Here is a 22,152-nt window from a genome sequence, read left to right on the forward strand (position 1 = left end):
TCCCCATATATATAGAACAAGCATTTAACTCGTAAAAGGGGGGACAACGTTTGATTGAAATTTATTTTGAACAAGCCAATGATGCTGAAAAGTTGTTTTGTTTGCTGAAAGAAAGGCAGAAAAAAACAATGAATCTGCTCTTTCAAGCAACATACAATGGAGATTCCCTCGTCACGATTTACATATATGACAACACCGATCAGGTTATTTTATCAGATTTAATACCAGCAATGACAAAATTTATTCTTCGTTTTATCGAAGATCGGCTATTATTATCGATTATTTCTGGCACGTTTTATTTTCAAGATAAAGAAGAACAACATCAAATTTTACAGCTTGCCCATTCCTTTCTCGATGGGGAGCGATATGATTATCGAAAGGGAAAGCAATCTTCCATTTCACGGGAAACATTGATTGCGAACGCGCTACAGCACTTTTTAAAAGATGGTCTTTCCTTTTCCTTTTCATCCTTTATTACGTTTCGCCTGAAGCCATATATGGAACGGCTCCAACACTACGTCGAACTTGCTATTGATGAATATAAACTAGAGCAGGAATATCAAAATTTTGTGCAAATGTTGCGTGACTGTGTGGCATCCAAAAAGCCGAAATTATCCGTCATTCATTTAGTCCACAAGCCGCCATCTTTTCTTTTTTTTGATGAAAAGTTATGCGAAATAACAGCGAGTGAATTAAAACAAATGATCGACCGTAATTTGATCATCAGCCAGCCGATGTACATTGATTCTTCCATATTAGCACCGCTTGTGTCCATTGCACCGAACATCATTTATTTGTATACAGACGATATCGATGATGGGATGATTCAAACGATTCAAAATGTATTTCAAGAGCGGATCTTCCTCTGCAGCCAAAGCGATTTTGCAAAATATCGAGCCATCGGCGCAAAACAAGATAGATAAACTTGATTTTTTCCTATACTCATTCTATAATAACGTACATAAAAGAAATCCGGAAAAGTGATGATGAGGACACGGGTGTATTTTTACGGTTTCCAGAGAGGGAAGGCATCGGCTGCAACCTTCCTAACACGAAAAATACACTTACCACCTCGGAGCTGCGGCAGTGAACGACGTAAGTCTAGTAATTGTCGACGGTACGACCGTTATTCTATTCGAGCCATCGCCAGAGGCGAAGTATGTCTTTTTTGCCGGCGGTGGGAAGAAGGGTGGAACCACGAAACAAACTCGTCCCTTTGTTGAGGGAGGAGTTTTTTTATTTTCAACACGAAAGAAGGAGGAGGAAAAGTGTATGTCGGAAATGATTCGCATTACATTCCCTGATGGAGCGGTAAAGGAGTTTCCAAAAGGAACAACGACAGAACAAATCGCTGCATCGATTAGCCCGGGATTAAAGAAAAAAGCGATTGCCGGCAAACTAAACGATCGTTTTATTGATTTGCGCACACCGATTCAGGAAGATGGATCGATTTCGATCATTACGCAAGATATGCCAGAAGCGCTGGACATTTTGCGCCATAGTACTGCCCATTTAATGGCCCAAGCGATTAAGCGTCTGTATAAAAATGTAAAACTTGGCGTCGGTCCGGTCATTGAAAATGGTTTCTATTACGATATCGATATGGAAGAATCATTAACGCCGGAAGACTTGCCGAAAATTGAACAAGAAATGCGGAAAATTGTGAAAGAAAACTTGGAAATTGTCCGGAAAGAAGTGAGCCGCGAAGAAGCGATTCGCCTTTACGAAGAAATTGGCGATGATTTAAAACTGGAATTAATTAACGATATTCCAGAAGGAGAAACGATCTCCATTTACGAACAAGGCGAATTTTTTGACCTTTGCCGCGGTGTCCACGTTCCATCGACAGGAAAAATTAAAGAGTTTAAGTTGTTGAACATCTCAGGAGCGTACTGGCGCGGAGACAGCAATAATAAAATGCTGCAGCGCATTTACGGAACGGCGTTCTTCAAAAAAGAAGATTTAGATGAATATCTTCGCCAGTTGCAAGAAGCAAAAGAACGCGATCATCGCAAATTAGGAAAAGAGCTTGAATTGTTTATGACTTCGCAAAAAGTCGGACAAGGGCTGCCACTTTGGCTGCCAAAAGGGGCAACGATTCGCCGCATTATCGAGCGGTATATTGTGGACAAAGAAATTGAATTAGGTTATCAACATGTTTATACACCAGTGCTTGGTAGTGTCGAATTATATAAAACTTCCGGCCACTGGGATCATTACAAAGACAACATGTTCCCGCCGATGGAAATGGACAACGAACAGCTTGTGCTGCGCCCAATGAACTGTCCGCATCATATGATGATTTATAAAAACAAGATTCATAGCTATCGGGAGCTTCCAATTCGCATCGCCGAACTTGGAACGATGCATCGCTATGAAATGTCTGGAGCGCTTTCCGGCTTGCAGCGCGTCCGGGGCATGACATTAAACGATGCTCACATTTTTGTGCGTCCAGACCAAATTAAAGATGAGTTCAAACGCGTCGTTAACTTAATTTTAGAAGTATACAAAGACTTTGGCTTGGATGAATATTCGTTCCGGCTTTCTTACCGCGATCCACATGATAAAGAAAAATATTACGATGATGATGAAATGTGGGAAAAAGCGCAAAACATGCTGCGTGAAGCAATGGATGAATTGGGATTAGAGTATTATGAAGCCGAAGGGGAAGCGGCTTTTTATGGTCCGAAATTAGACGTGCAAGTGCGCACAGCCCTTGGAAAAGACGAAACATTGTCAACGGTGCAGCTTGATTTCTTATTGCCGGAACGCTTTGATTTAACATACATCGGCGAAGACGGCAAACCGCATCGCCCGGTTGTCATCCATCGCGGGGTTGTTTCCACGATGGAACGTTTCGTTGCGTTTCTGATTGAAGAATATAAAGGCGCGTTCCCAACTTGGCTTGCCCCAGTGCAAGTCGAAGTGATCCCTGTGTCGCCAGCAGCGCATCTCGACTATGCGTATAAAGTGAAAGAAGCGTTGCAATCGCAAGGATTCCGCGTCGAAGTCGACGAACGCGATGAAAAAATTGGCTACAAAATTCGTGAAGCGCAAATTCAAAAAATCCCTTACATGCTTGTCGTTGGTGACAAAGAAATGGCAGAAAATGCCGTCAACGTCCGTAAATACGGCGAACAAAAAAGCGAAACGATGTCTCTCGACGATTTTATTGCCGCTCTGAAAGCGGAAGTGCGTCGAAACTAGGCAATACGAAAACCGTGAAGTTCTTTCTTCACGGTTTTCGCATTTTCACTTGCCAAACTGCCAATGATTCGCTATAATGAAAGACGTTGTTTGTCAATCAAGAAAAGCGCCTTGACATGCCACTTCCAAGGTGATATATTGTATAGAGTGAATAGAATACTTGTTTGTGACTAAAGCAGAAGCACCCCGCTTCTCACCTGGTTGACGCCGGCATGGCTGTTGACAGGTCGTTACGGTTCGCGATATTGTTTTCGAACGTAAGTAGTGTGGGTGTCGTATGCATCCACACTTTTTTGTTAGCAGGAAAAGGCTGATGATCGGCTGTTTTTCCGGAACCGCTCAAGTTGGGTGTGCGATGCGACAAACAAGTAATTCGGAAAAAACCTTGGAGGTGGCTGGTTATTAGCAAAGATTTTATTATTAACGAAAATATTCGTGCACGCGAAGTCCGTTTAATTGACCCAAAAGGTGAACAATTAGGAATTAAATCTCGACAAGAGGCGCTTGAAATTGCTGCAAGATTAAATCTTGATTTAGTTCTTGTAGCACCAAATGCGAAACCGCCGGTATGCCGCATCATGGATTACGGCAAATTCCGCTTTGAACAGCAAAAGAAAGAAAAAGAAGCGCGTAAAAAACAAAAAGTCATCAACGTCAAAGAGATTCGCTTAAGTCCAACGATTGAGGAGCACGACTTCAATACAAAGCTCCGCAACGCGCGCAAGTTTCTTGAAAAAGGCGACAAAGTAAAAGCGACGATTCGCTTTAAAGGACGAGCGATTACGCATAAAGAAATCGGTCAACGCGTATTAGAGCGGTTCTCCGAAGCATGTTCGGATATCGGCGTTGTCGAAACTGCGCCAAAAATGGACGGACGCAGCATGTTTTTAGTACTGGCACCGAAAAATGACAAATAATCGAGTGAGGAGGAACACCCTATGCCAAAAATGAAAACTCATCGTGGCGCTGCAAAGCGTTTTAAAAAGACTGGTACTGGTAAATTAAAACGCGGTCATGCTTATACAAGCCACTTATTTGCAAGCAAAACGCAAAAACAAAAACGTAAACTTCGCAAAGCAACGCTTGTATCTCCTGGCGACTTTAAACGCATTCGTCAATTGCTTGACAACTTGAAATAATGGAGACATATAGGAGGGAATATATATGCCACGTGTTAAAGGTGGAACGGTAACGCGCAGACGTCGCAAAAAAGTGCTGAAATTAGCAAAAGGTTATTTCGGAGCGAAACATGCTTTATATAGAGTCGCAAACCAACAAGTAATGAAATCGTTAATGTACGCGTATCGCGACCGTCGTCAACGGAAACGCGATTTCCGCAAACTTTGGATTACGCGTATCAACGCAGCCGCACGCATGCACGGTCTTTCGTACAGCCGTTTTATGCACGGTTTGAAATTAGCGGGTGTAGAAGTAAACCGCAAAATGTTAGCGGACTTGGCGGTAAACGACCAAGCAGCGTTTGCACAACTTGCAGAACTTGCAAAAAGCAAACTTCAATAATGAATGAAGCAATGGCCATTCTCGCTTATGGGGATGGTCATTTTTTCATAGAAAGGAAATCAACATGGTACAATATATTGTGTTCATCAATCTCATCGGTTTTTTCACGATGGCAGCTGACAAATATAAAGCGAAGCATCGAAAATGGCGCATTGCCGAAAGTACGATCTGGTTCATTTCTATCATTGGCGGCGCGATCGGCACAACCGTTGGCATGCATTTGTTCCGCCACAAAACGAAACATCGTTCCTTTCGTTACAGATTGCCGCTTATTGCTGCCATCGAAGCAATGACATGTATTATTTTTTACTTATAGGAGGAGAAAAATATGGATTTATCGTCACTTTACTCGCTGCAGCGGCAGTTGGATGAGCGCATTGAAGCGCAACACAGATTACAGGAGGAAGATTTGTTTGATAAAAAAATACTTGCTTTACTTGTCGAAATTGGCGAACTTGCGAATGAAACACGCTGTTTCAAATTTTGGAGTGTGAAGCCGCCGTCTCCGCGAGAAAAGGTGCTCGAAGAATACGTCGATGGCCTTCATTTTATTTTATCGCTCGGCTTGGAGAGTGATTTTCTATATTCCGAGATTCCGCCGCAATTGGCTACTTTGCCGCTTGTCGAGCAATTTCTCGTTGTTTTTCGAGCGGCGGATGAGTTTAGAAAAACGAAATCACGGCAAAGCTATAACCGACTGTTTACCGAGTATTTGCTGCTTGGCGGACAGCTAGGCTTTTCTATGGAAGAAATCGAACAAGCCTATAAACAAAAAAATCAAGTTAATCATGAGCGGCAAAATCAGAATTATTAACCAATTTTGTACATTCCTGTTGTTTCGTGTATAATAATGAGGATGAAAAAGGAAAGGGGTTTCATAATGGCAAAGCTAGATGAAACATTAACGATGCTCAAAGAATTGACGGACGCGAAAGCCGTTCCAGGAAACGAACGGGAAGCGCGCGAAGTGATGAAAAAGTACATAGCTCCTTATGCCGATGAAGTAACGACAGACGGCCTTGGTAGCTTGATTGCGAAAAAGAAAGGCGATAGCGACAGCCCGAAAATTATGGTCGCTGGGCATTTAGACGAAGTTGGTTTCATGGTGACGCAAATCGATGAGAAAGGATTTATCCGCTTTCAAACGTTGGGCGGCTGGTGGGGACAAGTGATGCTGGCTCAACGCGTGACGATTTTAACGAAAAAAGGCGAAATTACAGGTGTGATTGGCTCGAAGCCGCCGCATATTTTGCCTCCGGAAGCGCGAAAAAAACCGGTTGAAATCAAAGATATGTTCATCGACATCGGAGCGACAAGCCGCGAAGAAGCAATGGAATGGGGCGTTCGCCCGGGTGATTCGATCGTTCCATATTTTGAATTTACCGTGTTGAATAACGAAAAAATGCTGATGGCGAAAGCATGGGACAACCGCATCGGCTGCGCGGTTGCGATTGACGTGTTAAAACAATTGAAAGATGCAGACCATCCAAACGTCGTGTACGGTGTCGGGACGGTACAAGAAGAAGTCGGTTTGCGCGGAGCGAGAACAGCAGCGCATTTCATTCAGCCAGATATCGCTTTTGCTGTGGACGTTGGCATTGCCGGCGATACGCCAGGGGTTTCAGAAAAAGAAGCGATGGGCAAGCTTGGTGCAGGACCGCACATCGTCTTATACGACGCAACAATGGTATCGCATCGCGGTTTGCGCGAATTTGTCATCGATGTTGCCGAAGAACTCGACATTCCGTATCATTTTGATGCAATGCCAGGAGGCGGCACCGACGCCGGCGCAATCCATTTGACGGCAAGCGGAGTTCCATCGCTGACGATTGCGATTCCAACGCGCTACATCCATTCTCATGCTGCGATTTTGCACCGCGATGACTATGAAAATACCGTGAAGCTGCTTGTCGAAGTCATCAAGCGTTTAGACGCGGAAAAAGTTAAACAAATTACATTCGAATGATCAGCGAAGAGAAGCCGGCAAATCAATGTCGGCTTTTCTTTTTAGCGAAGGGATTACAGAAGTGAAAGATAGAGATGCGGGAATGAAAAAACATATATTAGCATAACAAACTTAGGGGGAAGAGAAATTGGTTTCTGTGAATGTATGGAATGCGGATGCATATGATGAAAAGTTATCGTTTGTGTCTGAGTTAGGGATGGCGTATGGATTGCGGATTATAAACGGATTCGAATGATAGCGGTGAAGGAGAAAAGGGAAGCGGAATAAAGCTTCCCTTTTATGCTTGTTGTTTGACCGCTTGTTCAAGTGTCGCGAGCATTTCGTCTTTTTGCTGCTCGCTCGCATGATTCCAAATCGCCTCAAACAGCACGCCAAGACCCGGCAAATATTTTTCCTCGCCGCGTTGAATCGCGTCCTCGATCGTGTCTTCTAATTGTTCTTTTGTATTATTGGCGACATTTTGCATAATCGCATGGCGCAAGTTTAAATCCATTCCATTCACTCCTCTATATATAGTACAAGCTTATTTTTAACGGGAATTTTTCTGAATATGTATGAGAAATGCAAAAATGAAAACAAATTGTTTGTTGATTTGATTTGTTTTGTTTGGTGTTTGATCGCTGTAATTTTTGCTATAATGAAAAATACGATTTTACATGGAGGAGAGAGAAACATGGAAAAAGCAACATTTGCCGGAGGCTGTTTTTGGTGCATGGTCACTCCATTTGAAGAACTCGATGGAATATACGGCATTGTTTCCGGCTATACGGGCGGACATGTCGAAAACCCGACATATGAACAAGTGAAAACGGGAACGACAGGGCATTACGAAGCGGTGCAGATTACATTTGATCCAAATGTTTTTCCATACGAACGATTGCTTGAACTGTATTGGTGCCAAATTGATCCGACCGATGACGGCGGACAGTTTCATGACCGCGGCCCGCAATATCGGACAGCGATCTTTTACCATAATGAAGAGCAGCGGCAAAAAGCGGAAGCATCAAAATGGGCGCTTGAGGAAAGCGGGAAGTTTTCCAAGCCGATCGTCACGAAAATTTTGCCGGCAACAAAGTTTTATCCGGCCGAGGAATATCACCAAAACTACCATAAGAAAAACCCAAAGCATTATAAAGAAGACCGCGCCGCATCAGGACGCGATGAGTTTATTGCCAAGCATTGGGGCGTAAAGGGGAAGTGAACGTTGAAACGAATCCAGTCCACCAAAAATCCGCAAGTGAAAGAATGGAAAAAACTGCTCACGAAAAAAGGCCGGGAAAAAATAGGGTTATTTCTAATTGAAGGTTTTCATTTAGTCGAAGAAGCGCTAAAGAGCCATGCGCCTCTTGTTGAACTGATTGTTGACGAAAAAAAGGAGATTCCGCCAAGCTGGAATGCGGGCCACCTTCCTGTAACGATCGTGACGGAAGAAGTGATGAAAGCGATCAGTGATACGGAAACGCCGCAAGGCATCGCGGCCGTATGCGAACAGTTTTCCTATGGCGATATAGACTGGACGCAGGCGAATGTGCTTCTGATTGACGCCGTACAAGACCCGGGCAACATCGGCACAATGATCCGCACCGCCGATGCGGCTGGAATCGATGCCGTTATTCTTGGCGAAGGATGCGCTGACTTGTATAATCCGAAAGTCATCCGCGCTACCCAAGGTTCGCTTTTTCATCTGCCGATTATTCGCGGAAATCTCCGTGAATGGATCGAGCGTCTGCGCGAAAAAAATGTCGCGATTTACGGAACAGCGCTGGAAAATGGGGAAGATTATCGTCATATCAAACCGGTGCGTCCGTTTGCCTTGCTTGTCGGCAATGAAGGAAGCGGGGTTCATAAGAAATTGCTGCAAATGACGATGAAAAATTTATACATTCCGATTTATGGACAGGCCGAGTCGTTAAATGTTGCCGTCGCTGCCGGGATTTTGCTTTATCATTTACGGGACGCAAAAGCATAGGCTGTTTTCATATAGATTGTGTGTGTTGCGCGATGTTCGCCGTTTGCTTATAATATAATACAGCATTATTTATCTGAACATATGGGATATAAAGATAATATAAAAATAGGGAAATATAGAAAACAACGATGAAAGAGAAGAGTAGCTTGCCACTCGCCATCCAGGGAGAAAACGCCGTAGACTGGGAGCGTTTTTATGGTAGAAGCAAGTGAATTCACCTCTGGAGTTGACACCGGGACCATTCCGTGCTTGCGGAATGTAAAGGTGTTCCGGCCTATGCCGTTATCACAATGAAGCGAACAGCGCCTTTTTGCGCTGTTAACAAGGGTGGTACCGCGAGTGCACTCGTCCCTTATGGCAAGGGGCGAGTTTTTTTATGGAACATACTAGTGTGGATTTCACGAGAACATCCGCCGGAAGCCCACTGCTTTAGCTGTGAGAGGAAGGCGGGGTTTATATTTTCAGTATATATTGAATTTTTCGTTCAATATAAGTACACTGTATTTAGAAAGGTAGGTGAATCAAGAATGCTCTGCACTCTCAAGATTAAATTAATGCCAACTCTTGAACAGTTTCATGCGCTGCTGGAAACAATGAAACGGTTTAACCAAGCATGCAACTATATTAGCGAGATTGCTTTTCGCTCCAGAACCTTTTCCAAAACGAAAATCCAGCGGCTTTGCTACTATGACGTCAGGGAAAAATTTGGCCTCTCTGCCCAAATGACCGTTCGTGCCATCGGCAAAGTGTCGGAAAGCTATCGTTTGGATAAAAAAACCTTGCATAACTTTAAAGAAACCGGTGCCATCGTGTATGATGAAAGAATCCTGTCCTTTAAAGGGTTAGAGTATGCTTCCATCCTTACCTTGCAAGGAAGAATGGAAATCCCTATGGTCATTAGCCGCTACCATCAAGGTTTGCTGTGCGGCAACCGTGTTCGGGGTCAAGCCGATTTAGTCCTTCAAAACGGTATTTTTTATTTACTGCTCGTGGTGGACGTTCCCGAAGGCCAGTCCAATTCCGAAAACGGATTTATCGGTGTGGACCTTGGCATCACTAATATCGCTGTCGATAGCACCGGTGAGGTATTTTCCGGCTCGAAGGTCAACGTGCTGCGCCGCCGCCATGCGAAACTTCGCGCCAAACTCCAAAAGAAAGGCACCAAGTCAGCGAAACGCCTGCTTAAAAAGCGTTCCAAGAAGGAAAAACTATTTGCCCGTGATGTGAACCACTGCATTAGCAAGAAGATTGTTGAAAAGGCAAAGGCACTCGGATGCGGCATTGCCCTTGAAGATTTAAAGGGCATCCGCCAACGCACCGAGAAAACGGTTAAAAAGCAACAGCGTCGTCAACACTCTTCTTGGTCTTTTTATCAGTTGAGAAAGTTTATTGAGTATAAAGCAGCGATCGCTGGCGTGCCGGTGGTATTGGTTCATCCAAAAAATACTTCCCGCACCTGTCCGGTTTGCGGACATGTGGCCAAAGAAAACAGACCGTCAAGGGATCAGTTTTGTTGTCGAGCTTGTGGGTACGCTGCCCCTGCCGACAATGTGGCTGCGGAAAACATCCGCAGGGCTGCTGTCAACCAGCCGAACGCGGCAGCCAATTAGGCTAGTTGCAAGCCCACGGCTTTAGCCGTTGGGTAGTTGACGTAAAGATATTCGAAAAGTGTTGCTTCATGAGCATCAATCATGGGCAGTAGAAGAAGCATTTCGTTTATTTGATTGAAGAAAAGGAGGAATTTTCCATGAAAGAACGGTTGCAGCAGCTTCAACAAGAAGCGTTAGAAAAAATTGAACAAGCCAGTGACTTGAAAGCACTTAATGAGGTGCGCGTTGCTTATCTTGGCAAAAAAGGCCCGATTACCGAAGTGCTCCGCGGCATGGGGGCATTATCGCCAGAAGAGCGTCCGGTCATAGGCGCACTCGCCAACGAGGTACGCCAGGCGATTCAAAACGCGTTAGAAGCAAGGCAAGCGAAACTCGAACAAGAGGAAGTCGAGAAAAAATTAGCCGCAGAAGCCATTGATGTCACGCTTCCAGGCCGCCCGGTCCGAAGAGGAAATCACCATCCGCTCACACGCGTCATTGAAGAAATTGAAGATTTATTCATCGGCATGGGCTATACGATTGCTGAAGGGCCGGAAGTCGAGAAAGACTACTACAATTTTGAAGCGTTGAACTTGCCAAAAGGCCATCCGGCGCGCGATATGCAAGATTCGTTCTATATTACCGAAGAAATTTTGCTTCGCACCCATACGTCACCGGTGCAGGCGCGTACGATGGAAAAACATCAAGGGCGCGGCCCAGTGAAAATCATCTGCCCGGGAAAAGTGTACCGCCGCGACAATGATGACGCGACTCACTCGCATCAATTTACGCAAATCGAAGGGCTTGTTGTCGATGAAAACATCCGCATGAGCGACCTGAAAGGAACGCTGCGCGAGTTTGCCCGCAAAATGTTTGGCGAAGATCGCGAAATCCGCTTCCGTCCAAGCTTTTTCCCATTCACCGAGCCATCGGTTGAAGTCGATGTGTCCTGTTTCCATTGCGGCGGACATGGCTGCAGCGTATGTAAAGGGACAGGATGGATTGAAATTTTAGGCGCCGGCATGGTCCATCCAAACGTATTAGAAATGGCCGGATTTGATTCGAAAAAATATACTGGTTTCGCGTTTGGCATGGGACCAGAGCGCATCGCGATGCTCAAATACGGTATTGATGACATCCGCCATTTCTATCAAAATGACATTCGTTTCTTACAACAATTCCATCGTGTGTAAAAGGGAGGTTTGACTGATGTTTGTTTCTTATAAATGGCTGCAAGAATATGTAGACCTTACGGGAATAACGGCAAAAGAACTAGCCGACCTCGTCACCAAAAGCGGCATTGAAGTCGAAAGTGTGGAAGTATTGAATAAAGGGGCAAAAGGCGTTGTCGTTGGACATGTGCTTGAGCGCGAACAACATCCAAATGCCGATAAATTGAGCAAATGTCTCGTCGATATCGGAGAAGGCGAGCCGGTGCAAATTATTTGCGGCGCCCCAAATGTCGCCAAAGGGCAAAAAGTAGCGGTGGCGAAAGTCGGTGCGGTTTTGCCAGGCAATTTGAAAATTAAACGGGCAAAACTGCGCGGAGAAGAATCAAACGGCATGATTTGTTCCTTGCAAGAGCTCGGTGTTGAATCAAAATTAGTTCCGAAAGAGTACGCTGATGGCATTTTCGTCTTTCCAAGCGACGCACCGGTTGGCGCCGATGCATTGGAATTATTAAATTTAGACGATGAAGTGTTAGAACTTGGGCTTACGCCAAACCGCGCCGATTGCTTAAGCATGATTGGCGTCGCATATGAAGTGGCGGCGATTTTAGGGAGAGACGTGAAACTTCCAACCATTGAGCTTCAAGAAAATAACGAAAATGTCCATGATTATATTTCTGTGCGCGTCGATGCGCCCCAAGACAATCCATTATATGCAGGACGCATTGTGAAAAACGTGAAAATCGGCCCGTCGCCGCTTTGGATGCAGACGCGCTTAATGGCGGCAGGAATTCGTCCGCATAACAACGTTGTCGATATTACGAACTATATTTTGCTGGAGTACGGCCAGCCGCTTCATGCGTTTGACTATGACCGCCTTGGTTCGAAAGAGATTGTTGTGCGCCGCGCGAAAGCAGGCGAAACGATCGTGACATTAGATGATACGGAAAGAACGTTGACGGAGGATCATCTTGTCATTACGAACGGAAAGGAACCCGTCGCGCTTGCTGGCGTCATGGGGGGAGCCAACTCCGAAGTAAGAAACGACACGACGACCGTGTTTATCGAATCGGCTTACTTCACCAGCGCCGTCATTCGCAAAGCATCGAAAGATCATGGCTTGCGCAGTGAAGCAAGCACGCGCTTTGAAAAAGGCATTGATCCGGCGCGGACGAAAGAGGCGCTAGACCGTGCGGCTTCGTTAATGGCGAAATACGCTGGCGGCGAAGTCGTTGGCGGCATTGTCGAAGCCAATACGTTACAAGAACGAGAAGTGACGATTACCATTACGCTAGACCGCATTAACCGCGTGCTCGGCACGGCGATTACCAAAGACGAAGTTGCCACGATTTTAACAAACTTGCAATTTGCGTTTACTGAAGATAACGGAACATTTACGATTACCGTTCCATCACGCCGCCGTGACATTACGATTGAAGAAGATATTATTGAAGAAGTAGCGAGATTATATGGCTATGACCGATTGCCGGCAACATTGCCGGTCGCGGAAGCGAAGCCGGGCAAACTGACGCCGTATCAAGCAAAACGCCGGCAAGTGCGCCGTTACTTAGAAGACGTCGGCCTTTTCCAAGCGATTACGTATTCTCTTACAAGCGAGGAAAAAGCGACGATGTTCGCGTTAGAAACGGCGGAACCGATCCGCTTGGCGCTTCCGATGAGCGAAGAGCGCAGCGTCCTTCGCCAAAGTTTGCTGCCGCATTTGCTGGAAGTAGCGAGCTATAACCGCGCGCGCCAAGTCGAAAACGTCGCTGTCTATGAAACAGGCGCGGTATATCTCACAAGCGGCGAAAACGAACTGCCAAGCGAAAAAGAACGTCTCGCTGGAGTCGTAACAGGCGTATGGCATGCCCACTTATGGCAAGGCGAGAAAAAAGCGGTTGATTTCTATGTAGTCAAGGGCATTTTAGACGGATTGTTCGAGTTGCTGGGCTTAACGAATTGCGTTGAATATAAGCAGGCAAAGCGCGAGCATATGCATCCGGGGCGCACTGCTGATATTTTGCTAGATGGCAAGACGATCGGCTTTGTCGGCCAGCTCCATCCAGTCGTGCAAAAAGACTACGATTTAAAAGAAACATATGTCTTTGAACTTGCCTTGACCGAGTTGTTAAACGCGGAAGTCGAGGATATTCGCTACTCGCCAATTCCGCGCTTCCCATCGATTACGCGTGATATTGCCCTTGTTGTCGATGAAAACGTCGTCGCCGGCGAGCTGCAAAAAGCGATTATCGAAGCGGGCGGCGAGCTATTAAAAGAAGTATCCATTTTCGACGTATACAAAGGCGACCGACTCCCAGACGGCAAAAAATCGATCGCCTTCTCGCTCCGTTACTACGATCCAGAACGCACATTAACCGACGAAGAAGTAACCGCCGTTCACGAAAAAGTGATTCAAGCGGTGGAACAGCAATTCGGCGCGACATTGCGCGGATAAATAGAATCCCTCGTCTTATGCGGAAACATAAGGCGGGGGATTTTTTGCAAAGAGAGGAGTTTCATGCGGCAGCGAAGAAAATATACCTTATTGTTTTGTTATGATCGCTTATGGGAATAGCATGGAGGGAGAGGAAAGAAAATGTCCTATTTTATTGGCGAATCCAGGCCTAGACCATATTTATGGCAATTCCTTAGCGCCGCGGGCCTTCTTTACGGATATATTTTTTTGGCAAGTTTTCTCTTTGGCAATGTAGAGGAAAGCGGTGATCTCCTTTTCTATATTCCGTTTCGTACTTTTTCTTTCATCGGGTGGCCGTTCCTGTTTAGCTGGAGCATCACGCTATTTTACGTTCAAGAGGCTATGGCGCGTGCGTTTCCGCGGCTTCGTGGGAACAAGCCGTTTATTGTTTTGGCGCTAGTTACGGTTGTTTGTTTCGATATTTTTTATTTTCACACTGTTTACGATTATTGTGGCGGCAGGAAGCGTAGCCAGTGAATTTTCGTGGGGAACGATCAAGCTGCTTCTCATTCGTCCCGCCAGCCGCACGAAAATTTTGCTTTCGAAATACATTGCTGCCCTGTTGTTTGCGCTTTGTATGCTTTTATTGCTGTTTATTTTCTCGTCCGTCATCGCCGCGGTCGTTTTCGGAATCGAAAACATCCGCGAACCATATTTAGCGTACCAAAACGGAGCGGTTGTGGAGAAAAACATGCTTCTCTATGTGATGCAAGTATACGCACTTAATTGCGTTGATCTTGTTATGATGACGACCTTTGCGTTTATGATATCCGCGGTGTTTCGCAATCACTCGCTTGCGATTGGACTGGCGACTTTTGCTCTGTTTGTTGGTCCGCAGATTACGGTGTTTCTTGCCATGAAATTTGACTGGGCAAAATATTTATTATTTGCCAATACAAACTTAGCGCAATATATTGATGGAACGCCGCTTGTCGAAGGAATGACGATGACATTTTCCATGATGATGCTGCTTGTTTATCTTTTTTTGCCGAGAAGACCCTCACCTCTTAGCGAAGCGTAGGTGGGGGATGAATCGTCATTTTTTGTTTTTTTCATCATCATGATAGTTGAAAAACTGTCTTCTTTTGTCATAAAATATGAATAAATATATCGAACTTATGTTCCGTTAGAGGTGGAGAAAAGATGAAAAAAGCTTATTTTTCGAGAAGATTGTATAAATCAGAAATGGATATTCTTCATGTGACGGAAACATCTTATGCATTAGAGTTATTCCATCGTGCAAAGCGTTTCGCTTTTCAAACACTGGTCCGAGAAAAACGATGGGGACGAAAATTGTATCCAAGTCTGCATATTGCTGTGAAGAAAAAGTACGGACTGAACGATTATTTCGCCAACAGTGCAGTCCGAGAAGCCAATGCTCTTTTCTCCTCTCTAATGGAATTAAATAAAATACACGTTCAACAGACAGAAGAAAAAATAAAAGATGTGAAGAAAAAACTGAAAACAGAACGAACTAAACTTACGAAATTACGCAAAATCAAAGAGAGTTGTATCAAAGGAAACCTACAGTTTCCGAAAAATACAAACTTTGTTTTGCATAAAAGCGGAATCATTTCTCTTGAATTAAAAAACAAATCTTTGATTTGGATGAATTCCTATTTGTTTGAACATCGTTATTTAGATGTGAAAATGAAACGGACGAAAGCAAAAATCGGTCGTTTAAAACATCGTCTAGATAGATTAGAACAAAAGAAAATGAAATTAAAAGAACATATCCCAAGTGTCGTGTTCGGAGGCAAAAAGTTGTTTAAACAGCAATTTACGAAAGAAGAGTTTATAAAGGATCACGAAGCTTGGAGAAAGCGATTTTTCGCTGCGCGAAATAAAGAAATGATTATCTCCGGCCGGAAAGATGCCGGCTCTGGGAACTTTGTGTTTCACTATAATCCAATTACAAAAGAACTTCATATGAACTCGATAACAGGAAAAGTAGTCACCTTTCCGAGAGTAATATTCCCTTACGGCCAAGAAATGGTGAATAAAACGGTGACAGATCAAATCCAATGTAAAAATAAAAAAGAATACGGAAAACCAATCTCTTGGTCCGTGGAAGATCACGGGGAATACTATATCATCAAATGTTTAGTGGATGTAGAATCGAATCCATATATTAATTTTTCTACCTCTGGCGGAGTGATCGGAGTAGATTGCAACTACAATCACATTGCTTGGACGGATGTTTCGAAAGACGGAAACTTTTTGGAAAGTGGAAAACTTTTGTTTTCGATAGAAGGGAAAACTTCGGGCCAGATTACAAAAATCATTGAAGCAGAAGCCATTGCTTTAGTGGATATTGCGGTTCGAAAGAAAAAGCCTATGGTGTTGGAGAAGTTAGATACCACCTTATCAAAAACAGGCAATCAATACGGCAACAAGAAAGCAAACCGGATGAAAAGCATGTTCGCGTATCGAAAAATGATACAAGCGATCAAAAGCCGTGCCGATAAAATGGGAGTTGCTGTTATAGAAGTGAATCCGGCTTTTACTTCTGTCTCTGGAAAACTGAAATATATGCGCAAATTCGGTATCTCTATCCACCAAGCAGCTGCATTCACGATTGGCCGTCGAGGATTAGGATATAAAGAAAAAACTCCAAAGGTACTTAAAAAGTATGTCCCGAAAGATGCTTCTCATCATTGGAAGCATTGGTCTATTTTGGGTAAGAAGTTTTTGGTTCGTACACATACACTATACCATCTTTTTAATGTGAATCAACCACACCAAGGGATAGATGTTTCTCACTCATCGTTGTTAGAAGAAGAAAAACATCAATTAATAAAAGCTTTAGCGTAATCAACAACGAGAGTTCATTATCGCTTAGCGCTTTAAAATAAAAGAACGCATTGTACCAGTATCTTACTCTCGTCACCGGAGCAGATGGCGATTCTAGGAGCTGGGTGCATTGCAATGCGTTCTTTGGACGCCATACGAATGGAAGATGGTGTACCTTCTATATGTGCTTTCACAGGCATATAGCTGGTCGTCCCAAAAGGGACACTTCGGACATCTCGTATGGCTACTCCTCTCGTTGAACGGAGGGGGTTCTTGGGACCTTTGAGCAACTGCGGCCAGAGGAAACAAGAATCCCCCACTTCAACCGGCATTAGCTGGTAAGTGGGGGTAGTTCAATTTGTTATATTTAACGCACTGACATGGTTTATTTTCCGGAAGCGCGATATTGCAGCGTAATCGGTCCTATTCGTTTCCGGAAACGATCCTATCTTGGCCTTTGTTTTTTATCGTGGTGTGTGGCTTCCAAGGAGATACATTTTTATTTTGTAAAATGAAAAGGAGCGTGCGGAGGTACTTTCGAATGGGAAATCTTCTTGTAGAATGCCCAGGATGCAAATGGAAACTTCCCAGTAAAAATGTAGAGCCTTGCGACCGTTATCACGCATCTGCGAGTGCTGGGAGCTTTACGGAGAATTAACCGTATATAACATGTCAAAAAATGATCCTGACTTCATCCATCAACTAGCCGTCGACGCCTATGGCGCGCAACATTTAGGAGGAGTGACGCGCAGCATTACAACAGCATTTGCGCTTATCAGCTTATATTTATCTGTTGAATGCGGATACACAGGAAAACAAGTACAGAAAGCACACATGGAATTAGCCGAGCAGCGGCAGCTTCGCTTCGAACCGCCTCATCAAACATATTTCGCTGACGGTATTTGATATGTTGCGTGCGGAACCGGGCAAGAAAAGAGGCGAGACGCTTAAAGCTTGGGCAGAAGAGGTCTGGAAGAGCTGGGAACACTACCATGATTGGGTCAGAACGTTCTGCCATCAATGGCTCCATAGAAGCTTATTTGTATTTTCGACATTTGGCTGCGGTTTGTTTAGCGTGTTCTTACATAAAAAAGCATCGAAGTTTTCCATCTTTATTCCGTCGGGAAAAATATAGAACTAACTTCAACTGTCAAGTCAGGAAAAACGAATGACGTTAACTGTTGATCTTTGCCAAATACCTCTCTTTTTTTGAAAAAACCGTCTTCGAACCCAAATACTTCGATCGTTTGGTAAACCGGATCAACAATCCAGTATTCTTGGACGCCAAATTTTTCATATAGCTTGAATTTTTCGTTTCTGTCTTTTAATGCCGTTGATGGGGAAAGCACTTCGATAACTAGCGTTGGAGCGCCTAAACAGCCATTGTTCGTTAATTGATGTTTATGGCAAATAACAGAGATGTCGGGCTGAACGACATGGGGTGCCCGCTCGTAATCGCCATCGTTTGAAAATCGAACATCAAACGGAGCAATCGCTACATAGCAATTTTTATTTTGAAAATAGGAACGCAATATAAATGACAGCTCTACTATGGCGAATTGATGCTCCCACGTCGGAGATGGGCTCATATTATACGCTACGCCGTCAATGAGTTCCCAGCGCCCTTCCCACTGAAGGTAATCTTGATACGAATACGGTTCGGACGGTTCTCTTTTCATTTTCGATTCCTCCCGTACTTTCCTTCATTATATCATTGTTCATTGGAAAAAAGAAAATCTTCTCCGTTGACTTTTTTTCTAGGAGATTGTTACATTGTTAAATAGTTAAATAATTGAACTATTTTTTACAAAGAGGAGTGATAGCTTGCGGTGCGGGAACATTCACGATTTAGTAGAACGATATTTGTCCGTTTCCTTTATCGTGATGAGAAAAGCGGCGGCGCTTGTGAAATGCGAGCTCGATAAGGATATGACAAACGACCAATATTACCTGCTTCGCTACATAAAAAAGAAAGCGAAATGCACATCGACAGAACTTGCGTCCATGTTTGGCGTAAACAAAAGCGCGATTACGGCGATGACAAACCGTCTTGCCGAAAAAGGCTTGCTTCAGCGCGCGCGCGATAAAAATGATCGGCGGGTTATCTATTTAACGTTGACTAAAAAAGGAGATGAGTGGATTGCGAATGCGGAAGAAAAAATTCATAAATTAGTCGAATCGTTCATAACCAAATTTTCGGAGAGAGAAATTGAATCGTTTATTCAAACGTATGAAAAACTTGCCCGTATTTTGCAAGAGATGGAGGGAACATCGTGAGAGGAATCGTCAAAGGAAAGTGGTTCGTGCTGTTGGCGTGGATTGCCGCTCTTGTCGTGCTGATGGCGACGGCGCCGAACATGGCCGATCTTGTCCGCGAGAAAGGGCAGCTTAACGTGCCAAAAGGCTACTCGTCTTCGCTTGCGATCGATATTTTAAACGAAGTGCAAAAGAAGGAGAACAAAGGAAGCGAACTGTCAACAGCACTTGTGTTTTACCGCAAAGGAGGGCTGACGGCCAGCGATTGGAAGGAAGCGGAGCGCGCCGTTAAACAGTTGGAAGCGCAAAAAGAGAAACTCGGAATTACCGAGATTATCTCCCCGTTTAAAGAAAAGGAATTGAAAGATCAACTTGTTTCTAAAGATGGCACGACGATTTTAACGTCCGTGAAGCTGGAGCGGAACGGAAGAAGCGCGAAAGAAATAAGCAAGGCGCTTTACAAAGCGATTGATGACATTTCTGTCGAACATTATTACACGGGTGGCTGGATGATTGACGAAGACGTTGTCGTCAGCTCGCAGAAAGGGTTGAAAAAGACGGAAGGCATTACGGTTGTGTTTATTTTAGTGGTGTTGCTTGTCGTGTTCCGTTCGTTTGTCGCGCCACTCATTCCGCTTATCACCGTTGGGATGACGTATTTAGTATCACAGTCGATTGTCGCTTTTCTCGTGGATCAAGTGAATTTTCCGCTCTCTACGTTTACGCAAATCTTTTTAGTTGCCGTGCTGTTTGGAATCGGAACGGACTATTGTATTTTGCTGTTAAGCCGGTTTAAGGAAGAACTTTCGCAGCACGAAAACCGCACGGATGCGATTGTCGCCACGTACCGCACCGCTGGAAAAACGGTATTGTTCAGCGGAATTGCGGTGATGATCGGGTTTGCCGCAATTGGATTATCAACGTTTAAGTTATATCAATCGGCTGCCGCGGTGGCGGTTGGGGTAGCGGTGCTCCTCGTTGCGCTAATGACGTTGGTGCCGTTTTTTATGGCGGTGCTTGGTCCAAATTTGTTTTGGCCGGCGAAAGGAAATTTAGAGCATAAACAAAGCCGCTTATGGGATGCCGCGGGACGGTTTGCGTTTGCTAGACCGCTCATTGCGTTAGGCATCGTTGCGGTCATTACCGTTCCGGTGTTGGCGACGTATGATGGGGATTTGTCATTTGATTCCCTTGAGGAAATTGGTGATGACTATGCGTCCGTCAAAGCGTTCAACATTATCGCTAAAAATTTTAATCCTGGCGAAGCGATGCCAACACAAATCGTCATGAAAAACGATGAAGCGATGAACTCGCAAGAATATTTTGCCCTTATTGAAAAAATCAGCCGTGAAGTCGAAAAAATCGATGGTATCGACAAAGTGCGTTCTGTTACACGCCCGACTGGGGAGCCAATTGAACAATTGTTTGTCACCGAGCAAGCGAAAAGCTTAAAAGATGGTCTTGGACAAGGAAAAGAAGGGATTGAGAAAATCAGCTCTGGACTAAGTCAAGCGAGCAAACAGCTTTCCGCATCCGCGCCAAAATTAAAACAAGCGATAAACGGTATGGAAGAGCTTGCATCAGGAACAGAGCGGCTCAAAATGGGCGTTAGCGACCTTCAAAAAGGACTTGCGCAAATTGAACAAGGCATTCGCAGCGGTTCGATGGGAGCTGGCGAAATCAAAAAAGGATTGGCAACAATCAAGGATAATGCGAAAAAGTTAAAGCGAGGCGCTGAGCAGTTGCTGCAAGGATATGAAAAGGCGGGTGCCGGGCTCTCTTCGCTTATCAGCCAGTATGAACAGCTGCAAGACGGCATGAACACCCTATCGGAGCAATTATCCTCGGTGAGCGCATCGTTGAATCATATAGAGCAAACACATCCAGAGCTGCAGCAGGATCCAGAATATCAGCGAACAAAAATGATTGCGGCGGGATTAGCACAACGATCCCAGCAAATGACTGCAGGTTTTACGCAATTAAATACCGCACTCAAACAGGCAAGCGCTGGAGTCCGTCAAGCAAACGGCTCGTTTGCGCAGCTTATCAGCGGCCAAAAAGCGTTGGTTGATGGGATGACCAAACTGATCGCCGGGCTTGATGAACTGCAAAAAGGGATGGATAAAGCAGCAAATGGACAGCGTCAAGTAATCGGGCGTCTTCCGCAGCTGTCGAATGGATTAAGCGAAGTGAACGCTGGGCAAGAACAGCTGCTGCGAGGATTTTCCCAATTAGACGGGCAAATGAGTCAATTAATTACAGGGCTTGATCAAAGTGCCAACGGTCTTCGGAAAGTATCGAAAGGCCTAGGTTCCGCAGAAAGCTATTTATCCGAGCTTGCGTCTTCGCCAAACAAAGAAATGACAGGCTGGTATTTGCCGAAACAAGTGCTTGAAAGCAAAGAATTTGCCAAAGCGCAAGATGCGTATATGTCCAAAGACAAAAAAGTCGTGACGTTTGATGTGATTTTCGATGAAAACCCGTATTCCACATCGGCGTTGAACAAAATCGATGATATTAAACAAGCAGTTGAGCGTGTGGTGAAAGATACGAAACTCGAAAATGCAAAAGTTGCCGTTGGCGGAGTGACGAGCATTTATTCCGATTTGCACACGATTTCGTCGAATGACTACTCCCGCACCGTTGTGTTGATGCTTGCCGGCATTGCGCTTATTTTAATCGTTTTGCTTCGTTCGTTGATTATGCCGATGTATTTAATTTTATCGCTTATTTTGACATACTACACATCGATGGCAGTAACCGAGCTTATTTTTGTCAATGGGCTTGGCTACGCCGGTTTGAACTGGGCGGTATCGTTTTTCGCGTTTGTCATCTTAATCGCGCTTGGCATCGACTACAGCATTTTCTTGATGGACCGCTTCAACGAATATCGTGACAAACCGGTGCAGGAAGCGATGCTGTTGGCGATGCGCAATATGGGAACGGTTATTATTTCGGCCGCTGTTATTTTAGGCGGGACGTTTGCGGCGATGTATCCGTCCGGCGTCTTGTCGCTCTTGCAAATCGCGACGATTGTGCTGACTGGATTAATTTTATACGCGCTTGTTGTACTGCCGCTGTTCGTGCCGGTGATGGTTAAAACATTTGGCAAGGCAAACTGGTGGCCGTTTATGAAGTAAAGTCGGGATCTGGCAAGGATCCCGATTTTTTGAGCATATTTATTGGTGCTTTTGTGAAAGGTAATC

At 44.6% G+C, this 22,152-nt stretch carries 20 protein-coding genes and 2 other annotated features; of the genes, 18 read left to right on the forward strand and 2 right to left on the reverse strand.

The annotated features are described in order from the left end of the window. Positions 1-50 precede the first annotated feature (50 nt). From ytxC to FNL97_RS04040, 8 genes are all read left to right on the forward strand, one after another. Positions 51-923 (forward strand): putative sporulation protein YtxC, encoded by an 873-nt coding sequence (gene ytxC, locus FNL97_RS04005; RefSeq protein WP_015864766.1) that lies wholly within the window; start codon positions 51-53, stop codon positions 921-923. A gap of 349 nt (positions 924-1,272) precedes the next feature. Then, on the forward strand, positions 1,273-3,207 hold the full coding sequence (gene thrS / locus FNL97_RS04010; protein ID WP_062679219.1) for a threonine--tRNA ligase: 1,935 nt from the start codon (positions 1,273-1,275) through the stop codon (positions 3,205-3,207). A gap of 167 nt (positions 3,208-3,374) precedes the next feature. Continuing rightward, positions 3,375-3,508, forward strand: a sequence feature (ribosomal protein L20 leader region). 43 nt (positions 3,509-3,551) lie between these two features. Then, entirely contained in the window at positions 3,552-4,124 is a 573-nt protein-coding gene (gene infC, locus FNL97_RS04015) for a translation initiation factor IF-3 (RefSeq protein ID WP_073967889.1), read from the forward strand. Positions 4,125-4,145: 21 nt separating this feature from the next. Beyond that, positions 4,146-4,346, forward strand: a complete 201-nt coding sequence (gene rpmI, locus FNL97_RS04020) for a 50S ribosomal protein L35 (protein WP_003248690.1) — start codon at positions 4,146-4,148, stop codon at positions 4,344-4,346. A 25-nt stretch (positions 4,347-4,371) separates the two neighbouring features. Next, positions 4,372-4,728 carry a 50S ribosomal protein L20 gene (rplT, locus tag FNL97_RS04025; RefSeq protein ID WP_062679218.1) on the forward strand — a complete coding sequence of 119 codons (357 nt, stop codon included), beginning with the start codon at positions 4,372-4,374 and terminating at the stop codon, positions 4,726-4,728. A gap of 64 nt (positions 4,729-4,792) precedes the next feature. Then, complete coding sequence (locus FNL97_RS04030; RefSeq protein WP_062679217.1) at positions 4,793-5,044, forward strand: DUF1294 domain-containing protein; 252 nt, start codon at positions 4,793-4,795, stop codon at positions 5,042-5,044. Between the two features lie 12 nt (positions 5,045-5,056). Continuing rightward, positions 5,057-5,542 (forward strand): dUTP diphosphatase, encoded by a 486-nt coding sequence (locus FNL97_RS04035; RefSeq protein WP_062753162.1) that lies wholly within the window; start codon positions 5,057-5,059, stop codon positions 5,540-5,542. A 66-nt stretch (positions 5,543-5,608) separates the two neighbouring features. After that, the gene (locus FNL97_RS04040) at positions 5,609-6,694 is read left to right on the forward strand and encodes a M42 family metallopeptidase (protein ID WP_143415085.1); all 1,086 of its coding nucleotides are present in this window, start codon (positions 5,609-5,611) and stop codon (positions 6,692-6,694) included. Between the two features lie 277 nt (positions 6,695-6,971). On the opposite strand, the gene sspI is transcribed toward FNL97_RS04040, so the two are convergent. Next, positions 6,972-7,187, reverse strand: a complete 216-nt coding sequence (gene sspI, locus FNL97_RS04045) for a small acid-soluble spore protein SspI (protein ID WP_062679211.1) — start codon at positions 7,185-7,187, stop codon at positions 6,972-6,974. A 180-nt stretch (positions 7,188-7,367) separates the two neighbouring features. Here sspI and msrA point away from each other — a divergent pair, with 180 nt between their 5' ends. The 8 genes from msrA to FNL97_RS18295 all read left to right on the forward strand — a co-directional run bounded on the left by msrA (position 7,368) and on the right by FNL97_RS18295 (position 17,596). Further along, entirely contained in the window at positions 7,368-7,895 is a 528-nt protein-coding gene (gene msrA / locus FNL97_RS04050; RefSeq protein ID WP_062679261.1) for a peptide-methionine (S)-S-oxide reductase MsrA, read from the forward strand. Positions 7,896-7,898: 3 nt separating this feature from the next. Further along, positions 7,899-8,663, forward strand: a complete 765-nt coding sequence (locus FNL97_RS04055; protein WP_143415086.1) for a TrmH family RNA methyltransferase — start codon at positions 7,899-7,901, stop codon at positions 8,661-8,663. Between the two features lie 119 nt (positions 8,664-8,782). Further along, positions 8,783-9,019: a binding site (T-box leader), on the forward strand. A gap of 171 nt (positions 9,020-9,190) precedes the next feature. Then, a complete protein-coding gene (locus FNL97_RS04060) occupies positions 9,191-10,273 on the forward strand; it encodes an RNA-guided endonuclease InsQ/TnpB family protein (protein ID WP_143415087.1) in 1,083 nt (360 codons plus the stop codon). Between the two features lie 137 nt (positions 10,274-10,410). After that, positions 10,411-11,445, forward strand: coding sequence for a phenylalanine--tRNA ligase subunit alpha (pheS, locus tag FNL97_RS04065; RefSeq protein WP_143415088.1), 1,035 nt, complete (start codon positions 10,411-10,413; stop codon positions 11,443-11,445). Positions 11,446-11,461: 16 nt separating this feature from the next. Further along, positions 11,462-13,876: a phenylalanine--tRNA ligase subunit beta gene (gene pheT / locus FNL97_RS04070; protein WP_143415089.1), complete on the forward strand. Its 2,415-nt coding sequence runs from the start codon at positions 11,462-11,464 to the stop codon at positions 13,874-13,876. A gap of 427 nt (positions 13,877-14,303) precedes the next feature. Continuing rightward, positions 14,304-14,918, forward strand: coding sequence for an ABC transporter permease (locus FNL97_RS04075; protein WP_286173477.1), 615 nt, complete (start codon positions 14,304-14,306; stop codon positions 14,916-14,918). Between the two features lie 122 nt (positions 14,919-15,040). Beyond that, positions 15,041-16,711: an IS200/IS605 family accessory protein TnpB-related protein gene (locus FNL97_RS04080; RefSeq protein ID WP_143415090.1), complete on the forward strand. Its 1,671-nt coding sequence runs from the start codon at positions 15,041-15,043 to the stop codon at positions 16,709-16,711. A gap of 585 nt (positions 16,712-17,296) precedes the next feature. Then, the gene (locus FNL97_RS18295; protein WP_286173478.1) at positions 17,297-17,596 is read left to right on the forward strand and encodes a DUF5946 family protein; all 300 of its coding nucleotides are present in this window, start codon (positions 17,297-17,299) and stop codon (positions 17,594-17,596) included. Positions 17,597-17,802: 206 nt separating this feature from the next. Here the strand turns inward: FNL97_RS18295 and FNL97_RS04090 are convergent, their stop codons facing one another. Beyond that, a complete protein-coding gene (locus tag FNL97_RS04090; RefSeq protein ID WP_143415091.1) occupies positions 17,803-18,369 on the reverse strand; it encodes a Uma2 family endonuclease in 567 nt (188 codons plus the stop codon). 205 nt (positions 18,370-18,574) lie between these two features. Here FNL97_RS04090 and FNL97_RS04095 point away from each other — a divergent pair, with 205 nt between their 5' ends. Then, positions 18,575-18,967: a MarR family winged helix-turn-helix transcriptional regulator gene (locus FNL97_RS04095; RefSeq protein ID WP_502707807.1), complete on the forward strand. Its 393-nt coding sequence runs from the start codon at positions 18,575-18,577 to the stop codon at positions 18,965-18,967. Beyond that, complete coding sequence (locus FNL97_RS04100; protein ID WP_143415093.1) at positions 18,964-22,086, forward strand: MMPL family transporter; 3,123 nt, start codon at positions 18,964-18,966, stop codon at positions 22,084-22,086. The genes FNL97_RS04095 and FNL97_RS04100 overlap by 4 nt, the downstream gene beginning before the upstream one ends. Positions 22,087-22,152: the final 66 nt, after the last annotated feature.

The sequence above is a fragment of the Geobacillus sp. E263 genome, assembly GCF_007197795.1.
Taxonomy (GTDB): Bacteria; Bacillota; Bacilli; order Bacillales; family Anoxybacillaceae; genus Parageobacillus_B; species Parageobacillus_B toebii.